Source organism: Streptomyces sp. NBC_00358 (assembly GCF_036099295.1).
In the GTDB taxonomy this organism is placed as follows: domain Bacteria; phylum Actinomycetota; class Actinomycetes; order Streptomycetales; family Streptomycetaceae; genus Streptomyces.
This window is the reverse complement of sequence record NZ_CP107976.1, coordinates 3,644,554-3,659,717: the sequence shown is the minus strand read 5'-3', so window position 1 is coordinate 3,659,717 and position 15,164 is coordinate 3,644,554. Positions and strand designations below refer to the sequence as shown.

Sequence of the window (15,164 nt, the reverse complement as noted above, 5' to 3'; positions counted from 1 at the left end):
GAAGGGTCACTCACCGGCCAGCAGGGCGACCGGGTCGAGGGTCGTCTCGCCCTTGGTCCAGTTGCACGGGCAGAGCTCGTCCGTCTGGAGGGCGTCCAGGACCCGCAGGACCTCCTTGGGGTTACGGCCGACGGAACCGGCGGTCACCATGGAGAACTGGATCTCGTTGTTCTGGTCGACGATGAAGACGGCACGCTTGGCGAAGCCGTCCTCGCCCTCGATGCCGAGGTCGCGCATGAGCTCGTGCTTCGAGTCGGCCATCATCGGGAAGGGCAGGTCACGCAGGTCGGCGTGGTCCTTGCGCCAGGCGTGGTGCACGAACTCGGAGTCGCCGGAGAAGCCGAGCACCTGCGCGTCACGGTCGGCGAACTCCTCGTTCAGCTTGCCGAAGGCCGCGATCTCGGTCGGGCACACGAAGGTGAAGTCCTTGGGCCACGCGAAGACGATCTTCCACTTGCCCTCGTAGGTCTTGTGGTCGATCTGCTCGAACTCCTGGCCCTTCTCCAGCGATACGCAGGCGGTCAGGTCGAACTGGGGGAACTTGTCACCGACAGTGAGCACGCGCTCTCCTTGCAGCAAGGGATAGCCCCTTTTGAGGGCCTTTCCCTGAGGGTTGGACGGACGTGATGTTGGCACAGCCCGCATTGATTCGGGAAATAGCTACACTCGGTCGCGTTGATCGGGTGCGACTATCAGTAGCAGTCGGTGACCTGACCCGGAACGAGAGGCGCGACCATGGAGACCCCCACCGGCCCTACCGGCACCGGCGGCACGGGCATCCCGGGGAGGGAGGATGCCGTCGGCGCGACGGGTTCGCCCCTCGGCCGGCCGGGGTCCGTCGGCCGGGCGGGCAAGGGCGGTGTCAACGGCCGCCGCAGCCCCAGCCCCAGCTTCGCGCAGTTGCGGGCCTTCGCCGCCGTGGCCGAGCATCTGCACTTCCGTGACGCGGCCGCCGCGATCGGCATGAGCCAGCCCGCGCTGTCCGGCGCGGTCTCCGCCCTGGAGGAGATCCTGGGCGTGACCCTGCTGGAGCGTACGACCCGCAAAGTACTGCTGTCGCCCGCCGGCGCGCGTCTCGCCGTACGCGCCAAGGCGGTGCTGGACGAGGTCGGCGCGCTGCTGGAGGAGGCGGCGGCCGTGCGCGCGCCGTTCACCGGGGCACTGCGCCTCGGCGTCATCCCGACCGTCGCCCCCTACCTCCTGCCCACCGTCCTGCGGCTCGTCCACGAGCGCTACCCCGACCTCGACCTCCAGGTGCACGAGGAGCAGACGGCCAGCCTGCTGGAGGGCCTCACGGTCGGACGGCTCGACCTGCTGCTGCTCGCCGTCCCCCTCGGCATGCCCGGTGTCGTCGAACTCCCTTTGTTCGACGAGGACTTCGTGCTGGTCACCCCACTCGACCACTGGCTCGGCGGCCGGGAGGGCATTCCCCGCGAGGCGCTGCGCGAACTCCGGTTGCTGCTGCTCGACGAGGGCCACTGCCTGCGCGACCAGGCCCTGGACATCTGCCGTGAGGCCGGTCGCGCGGACGCCCCGGTCACCACCACCGCCGCGGGCCTGTCGACCCTCGTCCAACTGGTCGCAGGCGGTCTCGGTGTGACCCTGCTGCCGCGCACCGCCGTCAAGGTGGAGACGACCCGCAGCAATCAGCTCCTCACCGGGTACTTCGCGGATCCGGCGCCCACCCGGCGGATCGCGCTCGCGATGCGGGCGGGTGCCGCGCGGGGCGCGGAGTACCAGGAGCTGGCGGCGGCCCTCCGCGAGGCGCTACGCCCTTTGCCCGTACGGGTGTTGGGCGCCGAGGACTGAACTGCCGTACACAGTCGGTCATTCGGACGACCGATCAAGTCCTTCGGTAGGCGGGATTTCTCAACTTCCGTCAGGTAGGGCGACTTTCTCGGGGATATCCGCTCCGGCTGATACACATACCCCCTCAGGGTGAATCGTCAGGCGTCTGTGCGAAGTGCCGGAAGTTCCAAGGGGAGTGATGTCGGGCATTCGGGATTCCCTTGGCAGGGTCGGCTACGACCTGCTGTCGCGCGCGCTGAGCGAATGCCAGGGCACACGGTCGACGGGGAAACTGCGGGTGTCCGGAAAACCCGGGGGAGTCTTCCATCTCCGTGACGGCTGTGTCGTCGCCGTCGAGAGTCCGGGCGCTCCCGGTCCCGAGGCGCGGCTGCTGCGGTCCGGCCGCATCAGCGGTGAGCAGTGGGCCGAACTGCTCCGCGAGGCCGGCGGCACCCGCTGGCCGGAGGCGGGACTGATCGCGCACGGCTACGCGGGGGCCGCACAACTCCGGGTCGTCTGCATGATGGCGATGCAGGACGCGGCGTTCGCCGTGGTGGCCGGTGACGTGGAGGCGTGCGACCCGCTGGACGCCGCCTTCGAGCCGTACGCGCCGGTCGCCCTCGGGGAGGCGCCGGGACGGCTGCTGCAGGACGCGGCGCGGAAGCTCGCCGCCGTCGCCGCCCTGCCGCAGCCCGTACGGCCGGACCGCGAACGCCCCGTGCGGGCCGCGGTGCCGGACGAGTTGTGCGACCGACTACCGCCCCCGCAAAGGGAGTTACTGGCCCACGCCGACGGCCGGCGGACCGCCCGCGACATCGCCTTCGCGACCGGCCTCGGCGCCTACACCGTGACGGTGGGAATGGCCCGCATGCTCGGCGAGGGTCTGCTGGAACTGCCGGAGGAGCCCGATTCCGCGGCCCCGGTCACGGTCCGGACCCCGCCGACCGGAGCGCTCCGCCAGCGGCCGTCCACCGCCCCGCCCGCGCTGGACTCCACGGTGGTCTCGGCCCTGTCCTCGGCGATGGCCGCGCAGGAGGCCCCGGCGCAGGAGGCCACGGCGCCGGAGCCCCGGCTCGCCCTCGGCCCGCATCCGGGGACGGGCGCTCCGTCCCTGCCCCGCAGGGAACCCGGCGCGCACGCTCCGTCGCTGCCCCGCCGTGAGCCGGGGGCGAGCGGAATCACCGAAACACTCGCCCCCGAAAGGGCCGGAGCGAGCTGGAAAGGCTTCTTCCGTCTGCGGCACCGGATCTGGACCCCGGACTCCGGTACCTGAAACCGCATGCCCGTCATCGATCGAATGCGCCCAATAACCAGGGAGTTCATTTCATGAATCACGAGGCACTGGCCAGCGAAATGAGAGGCCTCCGGGAACAGGTGCCCGGAATCACCGATACGGCGGTGGCCGCCGCCGACGGAATGCTCATCGCGGCGGACACCGCCGACACCATCGACCCGGAGTCCCTCGCCGCGATCGCCGCCGCCGGCCTCGGCATCGCGCGCCGGGCGACCGCCGTGACCGGCCGGGGCGCGTTCCGGCAGACCGTGACCTACGGCAGTCAGGGCCTCGCGGCCTTCTACGCGGTCGGCGACACCGCGCTGATGATCGTCCTCGGCGACGAGGGCATCGACCTCGAACGGCTCCACGAGCACACCCGGCCGGCCCTCGGCCGGATCGGAACGATCCTCACCGGGGACGACCCCGGCCCGCTCGCCGGGACCCCGACCGCGCCCGACGCGCTCGTCGGAGCCGTGACCGAAACCGCGACCGAAGGGGCATGACGACATGGCCAGCAAGCGAATGACGGCGGGGTTCTCCGACCAGATCATAGGTCTGGTCAAGTCGCTGCGCACCGACGCGCCGGACTGCCTCGCCGCCGGGGCGGTCGACATGTCGACCGGAATGCTGCTGTCGTACGAGACCGTCGACAACCATCCGCCGGAGGTTCTGGACCTGCTCGCGGGCGCGACCCTCGACCTGTTCCAGGGGCGCACGGTCCAGATGATCGAGGAGGTCTTCAAGGAGCGCCGCGGCATCGAGTCCGACACGCACTTCTTCCAGGAGATCCTGGTCAACAGCGACAACCTCACCCATCTGTTCGTGCGCATGAACGACCAGCAGGACGTGGTCGCCGTGGTCGTCTGCCGCAAGGCGGTCAACGTGGGCATGCTCTTCGCACAGGTCCGGCGCGTGGTGCGGGAGTACAGCATGTGAACGCGAACCGGTGGCCCACCCCGGGCGGGGCGGGCCACCGAAGCCGGCGGGCGACGCGGACGGTGTCCGTGGTGGCGCGTCCGGCTACTCCGTGCGCAGTCCGTCCGGCCGCATCAGCCGGATCAGCGGAGGCAGGCTGAGGAGGGTCACCAGGAGCACGACTCCCGCTCCGATACCGGTCATCGACAGCACGCTCGCCCAGTCCACGCTCACCGAGGTGCCCGTCATCTTGAGCAGCACCGTGCCGAGGGTGAGCCCCACGACCATCGCGAGGCCGAGCCCCAGGGCGATCGGGATGGCGGTCTGCCACAGCACCGACATGCTCAGCGTGCGCCGCCGGGTGCCGAAGGCGACGAGCGCGGACAGCAGCTTCTTGCGCTCGCGCAACTGCTCCAGCTGGGAGACCAGCAGACTCGCGCCGATCAGCAGGAGGACGCAGGCCGCGCCGATGGACAGTCCCGTCCGGATGGACGTGAACTTCTGGGACTGGGTCGTCGCCGTCCAGGAGTTGGCGTCGGCCAGCGGGCCGATCCGCGCCGCGCTGTTGCGGACCAGTTCACGGACGTCCGGCACCGATTCGTCGAGCTGGAGGTAGACCGTCGCGCGCATGGTGGACGCGGCCGGCCCGGAGAGCGCGCCGGGCGTGAAGAGGAAGCCGCCGCGCTCGTCGCCCGAGGGGTCCTTGCGCGAGCCGGCGGGCTTGACGCCCTTCGGCACCGTCCAGACGATCTCCTTGCCCTTGGCGGTGGGACCCTGGGACGGGTCGATGTAGAGCCTGGCGCCGGGCCTGTCGAGCTTCGCGGTGGTCGTGTCCCACTCGACGCCCTCCACCGCGAACACGTCGCCGTCCTTGCAGGAGGGCAGCTCGGCCGCCTCTCGCAGGGCCGCGCAGTCGCCGACCGTCGCGGTCGACTCGTTCGAGGGTTCGTCGCGTCCGTCGCCCAGGTCGGTCCGTCCCAGGGCGGTCAGGTGGGTGACACCCTTCGTCCCGGAAAGCTGCCCGACCGCCTGGCCCAGCGAGACCCCGACCGGAACGTCGACGGACATCTGGGCCCGTGTGAGGTCGTTCTTGCTGACCTTGGTGTAGTCGTTGTCGACCCCGGCGAACAGCATCTGCAGGGCTATCGCGCCCGCCACCGCCACCGCGATGCCGTTCACCAGACGCGCTGCCGAACCGCTGCTCAACTGGAGCCTGCGGATGGCCAGTTGCCAGGCGACACCACCGGAGTTCAGCCGGGCCACGACCGCCTCGACCACCCAGGGCAGCAGCGCGGTGATCCCGACCAGGAGCAGCAGGACGCCACCGATGACGAGGTATTCGTTGAAGTCCCCGTTGGACCGCCCCTGCCCGATCATCGGGTAGAGCATCGCGAGGCCGCCCAGCGGCAGCAGCAGCCGCCACCACAGCCGGCGCCGCGAGGGCCGCGCCGTCCGCACCACGCCGAGCGGTTCGATGACGACGCCGCGCAGCGCGAGGAGCGTCACCACGACCGCGGCGGCCGGGACCGCGAGGGCCACCAGCGCCACCAGGGCGGGCGTCGGGTTGAGGTCGCCCGGGAAGACGCTGATCCTGAAGAGCATGATCAGGGCCGCGAGCTGACGGCCGATCAGAAAGAATCCGGCGCCGAGGACCAGCCCGACCAGAGCTCCGGCCAGCGCCTCGCCGGCCGCGATCCGCCGGGTCATCCGGCCGTCCGCGCCGACCAGCCGCAGCGCCGCAAGCCGCCTGTCGCGCCGCTCGCCGCCGAACCGTACGGCCGCGGCGATGAAGACGCCGACCGGCATCAGCAGCACCACGAAGACGATCAGTACGAGCAGCAGCAGGACGGGGTCCATCGCCTCGGACCGGTCCTCGGAGCCGAACGTGTCGATGCGCTCGACCCGGCCGGTGCTCAGCGCGCCGACGGTCAGGCCGTGACTGCCCGCGTAGTAGGCGAGTTCGTGCGGATCGACGAGTCCGCTGTCGGCGATCGTGCCGCTCACGCGGTGGTCGAGCCGCTCACGCAGGAGCCTGCCCTCGGGTGACTTCAGCAGCCGGTCGAGGGCGGGCGAGACGACCATGTCGCCGACAGCCGGGAACGTCGACACGCCCGGCGGCAACGGCGCCCGGGAGCCCTCGGGTTCGACCAGCCGGCCGCGTACGTCCTCGTCGCGGAAGGTGGTGTCCGAGGTGGCGATGAGCAGCGTACGGTCGGACTTCTTCTCGACCGTCGAGCTGTACATCAGGTAGCCCCGGGCGCTCTCCCGTTGGTGCCGGGCGTCCAGCGCGCTCGGGAGCGCCGTGGTGAGCAGCAGCAGCGCCACCCCGAGTCCGACCCCGACGGCCGTCAGCAGGACCCGCACCCAGGCCTCACGACCCCCGGTCACCGCGAACCTGGCGCCCATGGCGAGGTCGCGGGACCACTGGCGGGCACTCATATGATCCGCTCCATGTCCCTGGACCTGCCGTCGCGTACGACGATCTCGCGGTCCGAGTACGCGGCCACCCGCGCCTCGTGCGTGACGAGCACGACGGCGGCGTTGGTCGAGCGGGCCGCGTCGGTCAGCAGGTCCATCACGCGCTCGCCGTTGAGGGAGTCGAGCGCGCCGGTCGGCTCGTCGGCGAACAGCACGCGCGGGCTGGTGACCAGCGAACGGGCGACCGCGACGCGCTGCCCCTGACCACCGGAGACCTCGCCGGGCCGCTTGCCCTTGAGGTCGTCGACCTCCAGCCGCTCCATCCACGACAGCGCGGCGCGCTCGGCATCCTTGCGGCCGGTGCCGTTCAGCCGCAGCGGCAGCGCGACGTTCTCGACACAGGTCAGCTCCGGTACGAGCTGGCCGAACTGGAAGACGAAGCCGAACTCGGAGCGGCGCAGCGCACTGCGCTGGGCGTCGTTCATCGTCGCCATCTCGTGGCCGTCGTACGTGATCGACCCGGAGTCGGGTGTGACGATCCCGGCGAGGCAGTGCAGCAGGGTGGACTTGCCGGAGCCGGAGGGACCCATCACGGCGACGACCTCGCCGGGATGGATGGAGAACGCGGCACCGTCCAGCGCGGTGGTCGGGCCGTACGTCTTGCGCAGCTCCGACGCGGTGAGCAGGGAACCCGCGGGAGGGGTCACGGAGGTCATCGGGTCGTCACCGCCTCGGCGAGTTTGTCGAGGCGCGCGGCGGCCAGTTCCAGCCACCGCAGATCGGCCTCCAGATGGAAGAGGGCGTGGTCGCAGATCAGCTGATCGGCCAGGTCGCCCTTGCGCTTGCGTTCGGTGAGCATGCGCATCATCCGCAGATGCTCCGAACGCTGGGTGTCGAGGAGCTCGCTCGCGTCGCGGTGGGTCAGCAGGGCGAGGACGACCTTGGTGTACAGGGTCGACTGGAGGTACGGCTCGGGCTTCTCGGGCGTCGCGAGCCACTGCTGTACGTCGGTGATCCCGGCTTCGGTGATCGCGTACCGCTTGCGCTCGGGCCCGTCGCCGGCCTCGATCCCGTCGATCTCGACGAGCCCGTTCTTCAGCAGCCGCGACATCGTGGAGTAGACCTGGCCGTAGTGCAGTGGCCGGTCGTGACCGAACTTCTCGTCGAAGGCCCGCTTCAGGTCGTAACCGTGGCGCGGCCCGGACTCCAGGAGCCCTAGGAGGGTGTGACCGATGGACATGCCGAGCACTCTACACACAGCGTATACATCACGTGTATACGCGTCGCGTATAGGTCCTCGGAGAGAGTGTCCGGAGGGGAGGAACCGGCTGGTGGCGGCCGATTGTCACGGTTCTGAAACCGTCCGCGTCCCGGCCTTCGGGGCTCCCCGGAAACGCGTCCGTCCGCTCCTGCCGCCTTCCGGCCGTTTCCCGGACGGGCGTCCGCCCGCTCCGCCTATTCCTCCCGGGCGCCCGGCGGTTCCCCGGAGACGGGCGGCCGACCCCGGCGGGGAATCGGTCCTGCACCGCCCGGCAGGCGTCCGGACTCCGCGAGCGCGCGGCGCAGCAGGAACTCGATCTGCGCGTTGGCCGAACGCAGTTCGTCTCCGGCCCACCGGGCCAGGGCCTCGTACACCAGCGGATCGAGCCGCAGCAGCACCTGCTTGCGCTGCCGCCGCGACGGGCGCGAGGGGGTTCCGTCCTCCGGGGCCGTCACCGGTGGAACCCCGTGCCCGATGCGCGACGGGCCGTGCCGTCGGCGCGCCGGGCGGCGCCGGGGAGCGGCCCGGGAGGGTCGAAGGCCGCCGCGAGCCCCCGGTCGATGCTGTGCGCGGCGAGCTGCCGCATCCGTGGAGCGGGCGATTCGGGCGTGTCGCCCGGCGTTCCGGCCGCGGATGCGCGTGGGGCCGGTGAGGCACGAAGGGAGGCATGGGGCGGCATGACGGGTCCCCCGTCGCGTAGGTGATAGCCGCAATCTATCTAAGTGTTATCAATTTATCGGTCATAGCAACCTTCCGCCCCTCCCACTCGTCGGATTCAGTGAGGCGGGTGCGTAAGGCGTGCTGATTGTCACGTCCGGAAAAGACCGGATCGGCGGCCCTTTGTCATAGCGCGCGGTGTTAGCTTGCTGAGCTGACCTGACCGACGAACTTGTGTGCCACACGAGAAAGAAGCGGAGCGGATCGACCCATGGGACGAGCTGAAGAGAGACGAGCGCGGCAGGCGCAGGGCCGCCGCGCGGCGCCCCAGCGCTCGTCCGGGCATGAGTCCGCGGGCCCGGGAGCCGAGGTGACGGCGGGCGCGAGGGCGGGCGGCAAGCCCCGCCGCACCGGCATACGCCGGTTCGTGAACTGGAAGACGGTCCTCGGGACGTTCTTCGGGTTCTGTCTGCTCGGCATGGGCGCCTTCATCGTGCTCTACATGGTCGTGTCCGTGCCCGAGGGCAACGCGGCCGCGAGGCAGCAGAGCAACATCTACGAGTACAGCGACGGTTCGCTGCTCGGCCGCTCCGGCAAGGTCAACCGCGAGATCGTCGACCTGTCCAAGGTGCCCAAGAGCGTTCAGAAGACGTTCGTCGCCGCCGAGAACAAGACCTTCTACAACGACTCGGGCATCGACCTCAAGGGCACCGCCCGAGGCCTGATCAACACCCTCTCCGGCAAGGGCAAGCAGGGTGGTTCGACGATCACCCAGCAGTACGTCAAGAACTACTACCTCAGCCAGGACCAGACCGTCACGCGCAAGCTGAAGGAAATGGTCATCTCGCTGAAGCTGGACCGCCAGAAGTCCAAGGACGACATTCTCGCGGGCTACATCAACACCAGCTACTACGGCCGCAACGCGTACGGCATCCAGGCCGCGGCACGGGCCTACTACGGCGTCGACGCCAGTCGCCTCAAGGTCGAGCAGGGCGCCTACCTCGCCTCGCTGCTTCAGGCTCCGAGCCAGTACGACTGGGCGGTCGCGTCGAAGACCGGCAAGAAGCTGGTCCAGGCCCGCTGGAACTACACCCTCGACAACATGGTCGAGCAGCACTGGCTCGACTCGGGCCGGCGCGCCACCATGAAGTTCCCGGTCCCCGACGACCCCAAGGGCGCGCCCGGCATGGAGGGCCAGACCGGCTATCTGATGACCGAGGCCAAGAGCGAGCTGGCGAAGCAGCTCGTCGCCCAGGGCGCCACGGCCAGCCTCGACGACGCCAACGCGATGGTCGACGCGGGCGGCTGGACCATCAAGCTCAACATCGACAAGAAGAAGCAGAACCTGCTGGAGAAGACCGTCAAGCAGCAGCTCACCAGCAAGCTGGACCCGAAGAAGCGCAAGGTCGACGCCAACATGCAGGCCGGTGCGGTCTCGGTCGACCCCAAGACCGGCAAGGTCCTCGCGATGTACGGCGGCAAGGACTACTTCAAGCACTACTACAACAACGCGACGCGCCGGGACTACCAGGCCGCCTCGACGTTCAAGCCGCTGATCTTCGCGGCCGCCCTCGCCGAGGAGGCCAAGACGCACTCCGGGCAGCCGATCACCGCGAACACGATCTACGACGGCACCAACCGCCGTCCCGTCGTCGGCAGCGACATCGGCTTCGCGCCGCCGAACGAGGACGAGCACAGCTACGGCCCCGTCACGGTGCAGACCGCGATGAACAAGTCCATCAACTCCGTCTTCGCGCAGATGGGCGTCGACGTCGGCATGGACGAGGTGCTGAAGGTCGCGGGCAAGCTCGGCATGAACACCAAGGGCCTCCAGGCGGTGCCCGCGCAGACCCTCGGCTCCATGGGCGCGAGCCCGCTGGAGATGGCGGGCGCGTACGCCACGCTCGACAACCACGGCAAGCTGGTCACGCCGTCGATCGTCGCCTCGGTCGAGCACAAGGACCATTCGGTCACGATGCCGGACCCGATCGGCGACCAGGTCATCAGCGAGGAGGCCGCCGACACGGTCACCTCGGTGCTGACCGGCGTGGTCGACGACGGTACGGCCCGGGTCTCGGTGCGGGACAACCCGAACCGCGACGGCCAGGTGGTCGCCGGCAAGACCGGTACGTCCGACAACAACAAGTCGGCCTGGTTCACCGGCTACACGCCGAGCCTGGTCACCTCGGTCCTGCTGTTCGGTGAGGACGCGAAGACCCACAACCAGGTCTCCATGAAGGGCGCCACCGGCCTCTTCCTGGAGGGCGGCCGTGTCAACGGCGGTGGCTACCCGGCGAAGATCTGGGCGGCCTACACCTTCGAGGCGATGGCCGGTCACGTCACCAAGTTCGACCTGAACACCACCTCGGGTGCCGCGGTGGCGCCGACCGACACCCCCACCTTCACCCAGACGCCGTCCAGCACGCCGTCGTCGACCCCGACGACCGAGAAGCCCTCGACGGAGCCGCCCACCACGAGCAGCCCGCCGACCCCCACGGACGAGCCCACGACGACCCAGCCGACGACGACGAGCCCGTCCACACCGACGGGAACGCCCACCGACGGGGTCCCGGACAACCCGTTCGACCAGACCAGCCAGCAGTAAGCACCGACCGAAGGGCCGGCCGGACCCCGCACGCGGGGTCCGGCCGGCCCTTCGGCGGTTCAGCCCCCGTTCACGCTCTGCGCGATCCGGTCGCCGGTCTCCTTGTCCACGTTGCGCCAGTACTGGACGGCACGGCCCAGCACCGGGCGGGTGACACCGTCCTTGAGGTGACCGCTCACGTTGTCGACCAGCCGATCGCGGGCCGCTTCGTCGAGGACCTGGCGGACCATCGTGCCCGCCTGGCCCCAGTCGTCGTCCGCGCTGTGCGGCTTGTACGCCTCACGCACCAGCTCGCCGGCGGTCTGCCAGCTCGCGGGGTCACCGAACCGACCGTAGTCGGCCGCCGGGCCGCCGTAGGAGTTGGGCGCGTAGGGACGGGCTGCCGTCGACGGCTCGTAGCGCATCGCACCGTCCTTGGCGTACGAGTTCACCGGGGCGTGCGGCCGGTTGGGCGGCAACTGGGCGTAGTTGGGGCCGATCCGGTACCGGTGGGTGTCGGGGTACGAGAACAGCCGGCCCAGCAGCATCTTGTCCGGCGAGGGCCCGATGCCCGGCACCAGGTTCGAGGGCTCGAAGGCGGCCTGCTCGATGTGGACGAAGTAGTCCTCGGGATTCCGGTCCAGGACCATGCGGCCCACGTCGATCAGCGGGTAGTCCCCGTGCGGCCAGACCTTCGTCAGGTCGAAGGGATTGAACCGGTAGTCGGCCGCGTCCTCGAACGGCATGATCTGGACCTTCAGCGTCCAGCTCGGCGCCTTCCCCGACTCGATCGACTCGTACAGATCCCGGCGGTGCAGGTCCGGGTCCTTCCCGGCCAGTTCGTCGGCCTCGGCCTGGGTGAGGAAGTCGATGCCCTGGTCGGTCTTGAAGTGGTACTTCACCCAGAACCGCTCACCACCGCCGTTGATCCACATGTAGGTGTGGGAGCCGTAGCCGTTCATGTGGCGGTACGTCTTCGGGATGCCCCGGTCGCCCATCAGCCAGGTGACCTGGTGCGCCGACTCGGGCGAGAGCGTCCAGAAGTCCCACTGCATGTCGTGGTCGCGCAGCCCCGTCACCGGGTGGCGCTTCTGCGAGCGGATGAAGTCCTGGAACTTGATCGTGTCACGGACGAAGAAGACCGGGGTGTTGTTGCCCACCAGGTCGTAATTGCCTTGCTCGGTGTAGAACTTCAGGGCGAAGCCGCGGGGGTCGCGCCAGGTGTCGGGCGAGCCCTGCTCACCGGCCACGGTCGAGAAGCGCGCCAGCATCTCGGTCCGCCTGCCCGGCTGGAAGAGATCGGCCCTGGTGAACTGGCTGACGTCGTTGGTGACTTCGAAGAATCCGTACGCGCCACTGCCCTTGGCGTGCACCACCCGCTCGGGCACCCGCTCACGGTTGAACTGCGCCATCTTCTCGATGAGGTAGTGGTCCTGGAGCAGGATCGGGCCGTCGGGTCCGACGGTGAGCGAGTGTTCGTCGCTCTCCACCGGAATCCCGACGTTGTTCGTGGTGTACGGAGCCTTCCGGGATGCCTGCGTCACGAGCGTCCTCCTGTCGGAGATGAGGTCGTCAGGTCGCTTCGCTCACCCCAGCAGTCAACGCCGCCGACACCATGTCGGCAACATGGAACCCGCCCGGCGCCCGCACGGTCCGGCACCGCCAGGCCGGGCGCCGCACGGGTCCGAAACGGACAGGTCCAACACCGGCAGGTCCGGCACCGGCAGGTCCGGTGCCCGTACGGCCCCGGGACCGGCACGGTCCAAGACCGGCAGGCCCGGCAGGTCCGGCACCCGCACGGTCCGGAACCGGCGGGCCCGGCACCGTTCAGCGCCGGTCCGTTCCGGGACCGGTTCAGCGCTGGTCCCGGTCCGGTCCGGAACCGGTTCAGGGCCGGTCCGCCGGGGTGAGGCCCGACGGGTACCCGGTCAGTTCCGGTTCAACTCGAACCAGACGACCTTTCCCGTACTCAGCCGGGTCGCCCCCCACCGTCGCGCCAGCCGGTTCACCAGGAACAGCCCGCGACCGCCCTCGTCCGTGGCCCGCGCCTGCCGCAGCCGCGGGAGCTGCGGCACGTCGTCGCCGACCTCGCAGCGCAGGACGTCCGTCCGCAGCAGCCGCAGCGTCACCGGCCGCGACGCGTACCGCACCGCGTTCGTCACGACCTCGCTGACCAGCAGCTCCACGGAGTCGGTCATGTCCTCCATGCCCCAGCGGGCCAGAGCCCGCCGGGCCAGGCGCCGGGCCCGGCCCGGCGCCGCGTCCTCCGGCTCCAGGAACCAGTACGCGACATCGCTCGGCGCGATCCCGTCGAACCGCGCGGCGAGCAGCGCGATGTCGTCGTCCCGGTCACCCGGGCCGAGCATGTCGAGCACCTCGTCGCACAGAGCTTCCAGCGGCGGCGGATGATCCGGCCCGGTCAGCGCCGCGACCGCCGCGAGCTTCTCGCGCAACTGCTCTATCCCGGTCCAGACGTCGCGGAGCCGCGACTCGACCAGCCCGTCCGTGTACAGCAGCAGCGTCGCCCCGGCGGGCGCGTCCAGCTCCACCGCCTCGAAATCGACCCCGCCCACACCGATCGGGGCACCCGGCGGCACCCGCAGCACCTCGGCCCGCCCGCCCAGATGCAGCAGCACCGGCGGCGGATGGCCCGCGTTGGCGATCGTGATCCGGTGCGACACCGGGTCGTAGACGGCGTACAGGCAGGTCGCCATGCGGTCCGTGCCGAGCCGCTGCGCCTGCTCGTCCAGATGGTGCAGCACCTCCTGCGGCGGCAGATCCAGCCCCGCGAGGGTCTGCGCCGTGGTCCGCAGCTGGCCCATGATCGCCGCCGACGTCATGGAGTGGCCCATCACATCGCCGACGACCAGCGCGACCCGGCTGCCCGGCAGCGGGATCGCGTCGTACCAGTCGCCGCCCACCCGCGCCGTCTCCGCGGCCGGCAGATAGCGGGACGCGAGCCGTACGCCCGTGGGACGCGGCAGCGTCTCGGGCAGCATCGTGCGCTGCAGCTCGTCCGCGATGTACGCCTCGCGGCCGTACAGCACCGCCTTGTCGATACCGAGCGCGCTGTGCGTGGCGAGCTGCGCCGCGACCAGCAGATCGTCCGCCTCGAAGGCGAGCCGCTCCGGCCGGCGCAGGAACAGCGCGGCGCCGATCACCCGGCGCCGGCCGCGCAGCGGGGCGAGGATCGCCCGCTGCCCGCTCGGCACCGGCAGATCGTCGCCGAGCAGTTCGGGCAGCGCGGCACGCGCCGCGGGCGCGTCCGCGAACACCGGCCGCACACCGCGCAGCACCTCGGCGAGCGCGCCACCGGGGCGCACCTCGCACAGCTCTGCCGTCATCGCCGACAGCTCACTGGGCTCGGGCCGCAGCGCGGACATGAATCCGCTCTCGGTGTCCCGTTCCTCGGGAATCCGGTCCGTGCGCCGCAGCCGCAGCACGAGGGGACCCGTGGGCCGCTCGTCGCCGACCGGCAGCGGATCGCGCAGATAGACGAGGATCGCGTCGGAGAAGGTGGGCACGGTGGCCCGGCACAGCCCCATCACGATCTCGTCGAGGTCGATGCCCCGGGCGATCCGCCGGGTCGCGGCCCCCACGAAGCGCAGCCGGTCCCCGTCCCGCCGCATCGGCATCGGTCCGCCCTGCGGGACACCCTGACCCGTACGGCGCTCCTTGGCGCCGGAGGTCCGCGAGGCGCGGCCCTGCTCGGCGTCCGGCTGGATCGGGATGCCCTCCGGCGCGGGCCGCGGGCGGTGCGGGTCGGGCTCGGTCGCCGACGGCTGCGAGTGCTCCGGACCGGGCCCGGAGGACGCGGCGGACGGCACGTCCGTGCCCGAGGACATGCCGGCGTCGGCGGGCACCTTGCCGCCGGCCTTGCCGCGCTTGCCGCGCGGCGTGGCCGTACCCGAGCTCCTCGGCGCGTCGCCCGTACGGGCCTGTACCGGTAACGCGCCGGAACCCGGTAGCTGGGACGGCTGCTCGGAGGTACGCAGGAGCGCCCCGCGAGGGTCCGCGGGGGCGGGCGGCCGGCCGGCGCCGCTCTGCCGGCGCTCGTGCGAGGTGGGGTGCTCCGTCACGCGTGTCGAATCCATCCGTCCGGGGCTGCGCGCCGTGCGCGCAGTTCGTCCCGCAGCCCCGATACCCGGAATGTGTGCCCCAGGAACGGATTCTGCGTGTCGTCAGGGCCGGGAACGACGGCAAGGAGAGCCGCCGCCCGGCACGATACGGCCTGCGGGCGGCCAGGAACGACCCGTGCCGACAGG

At 70.6% G+C, this 15,164-nt stretch carries 13 protein-coding genes; 5 read left to right on the top strand and 8 right to left on the bottom strand.

All coding sequences use genetic code 11. The features are described from left to right. Positions 1–6: 6 nt before the first annotated feature. Positions 7–561 (bottom strand): peroxiredoxin, encoded by a 555-nt coding sequence (locus OHT01_RS15195; RefSeq protein ID WP_328553691.1) that lies wholly within the window; start codon positions 559–561, stop codon positions 7–9. A gap of 339 nt (positions 562–900) precedes the next feature. Here OHT01_RS15195 and OHT01_RS15190 point away from each other — a divergent pair, with 339 nt between their 5' ends. The 4 genes from OHT01_RS15190 (at position 901) to OHT01_RS15175 (ending at position 4,000) form a co-directional block, all read left to right on the top strand. Then, complete coding sequence (locus tag OHT01_RS15190) at positions 901–1,809, top strand: LysR substrate-binding domain-containing protein (protein ID WP_328558126.1); 909 nt, start codon at positions 901–903, stop codon at positions 1,807–1,809. 178 nt (positions 1,810–1,987) lie between these two features. Continuing rightward, positions 1,988–3,061, top strand: a complete 1,074-nt coding sequence (locus OHT01_RS15185; protein WP_328553690.1) for a MarR family transcriptional regulator — start codon at positions 1,988–1,990, stop codon at positions 3,059–3,061. Between the two features lie 53 nt (positions 3,062–3,114). Beyond that, the gene (locus OHT01_RS15180) at positions 3,115–3,567 is read left to right on the top strand and encodes a roadblock/LC7 domain-containing protein (protein ID WP_328553689.1); all 453 of its coding nucleotides are present in this window, start codon (positions 3,115–3,117) and stop codon (positions 3,565–3,567) included. 4 nt (positions 3,568–3,571) lie between these two features. Then, on the top strand, positions 3,572–4,000 hold the full coding sequence (locus OHT01_RS15175; protein ID WP_328553688.1) for a hypothetical protein: 429 nt from the start codon (positions 3,572–3,574) through the stop codon (positions 3,998–4,000). Between the two features lie 84 nt (positions 4,001–4,084). Here OHT01_RS15175 and OHT01_RS15170 read toward each other — a convergent pair whose 3' ends face one another. From OHT01_RS15170 to OHT01_RS15150, 5 genes are all read right to left on the bottom strand, one after another. Further along, on the bottom strand, positions 4,085–6,418 hold the full coding sequence (locus tag OHT01_RS15170) for an ABC transporter permease (RefSeq protein ID WP_328553687.1): 2,334 nt from the start codon (positions 6,416–6,418) through the stop codon (positions 4,085–4,087). Continuing rightward, positions 6,415–7,104, bottom strand: coding sequence for an ABC transporter ATP-binding protein (locus OHT01_RS15165; protein WP_328558125.1), 690 nt, complete (start codon positions 7,102–7,104; stop codon positions 6,415–6,417). The genes OHT01_RS15170 and OHT01_RS15165 overlap by 4 nt, the downstream gene beginning before the upstream one ends. Before the next feature lie 5 nt (positions 7,105–7,109). After that, positions 7,110–7,637 (bottom strand): PadR family transcriptional regulator, encoded by a 528-nt coding sequence (locus tag OHT01_RS15160; RefSeq protein ID WP_328553686.1) that lies wholly within the window; start codon positions 7,635–7,637, stop codon positions 7,110–7,112. Between the two features lie 215 nt (positions 7,638–7,852). Next, positions 7,853–8,113 (bottom strand): hypothetical protein, encoded by a 261-nt coding sequence (locus OHT01_RS15155; protein ID WP_328553685.1) that lies wholly within the window; start codon positions 8,111–8,113, stop codon positions 7,853–7,855. Continuing rightward, positions 8,110–8,244, bottom strand: coding sequence for a hypothetical protein (locus tag OHT01_RS15150; RefSeq protein ID WP_328553684.1), 135 nt, complete (start codon positions 8,242–8,244; stop codon positions 8,110–8,112). Before OHT01_RS15150 ends, OHT01_RS15155 begins: the two co-directional genes overlap by 4 nt. A 342-nt stretch (positions 8,245–8,586) precedes the next feature. Here OHT01_RS15150 and OHT01_RS15145 point away from each other — a divergent pair, with 342 nt between their 5' ends. Further along, positions 8,587–10,920 (top strand): transglycosylase domain-containing protein, encoded by a 2,334-nt coding sequence (locus OHT01_RS15145; RefSeq protein WP_328553683.1) that lies wholly within the window; start codon positions 8,587–8,589, stop codon positions 10,918–10,920. A gap of 59 nt (positions 10,921–10,979) precedes the next feature. Here OHT01_RS15145 and OHT01_RS15140 read toward each other — a convergent pair whose 3' ends face one another. Both OHT01_RS15140 and OHT01_RS15135 read right to left on the bottom strand, forming a co-directional pair. Next, complete coding sequence (locus OHT01_RS15140; protein ID WP_328553682.1) at positions 10,980–12,443, bottom strand: catalase; 1,464 nt, start codon at positions 12,441–12,443, stop codon at positions 10,980–10,982. A 384-nt stretch (positions 12,444–12,827) separates the two neighbouring features. After that, a complete protein-coding gene (locus OHT01_RS15135; RefSeq protein WP_328553681.1) occupies positions 12,828–14,993 on the bottom strand; it encodes a SpoIIE family protein phosphatase in 2,166 nt (721 codons plus the stop codon). Positions 14,994–15,164 lie beyond the last annotated feature (171 nt).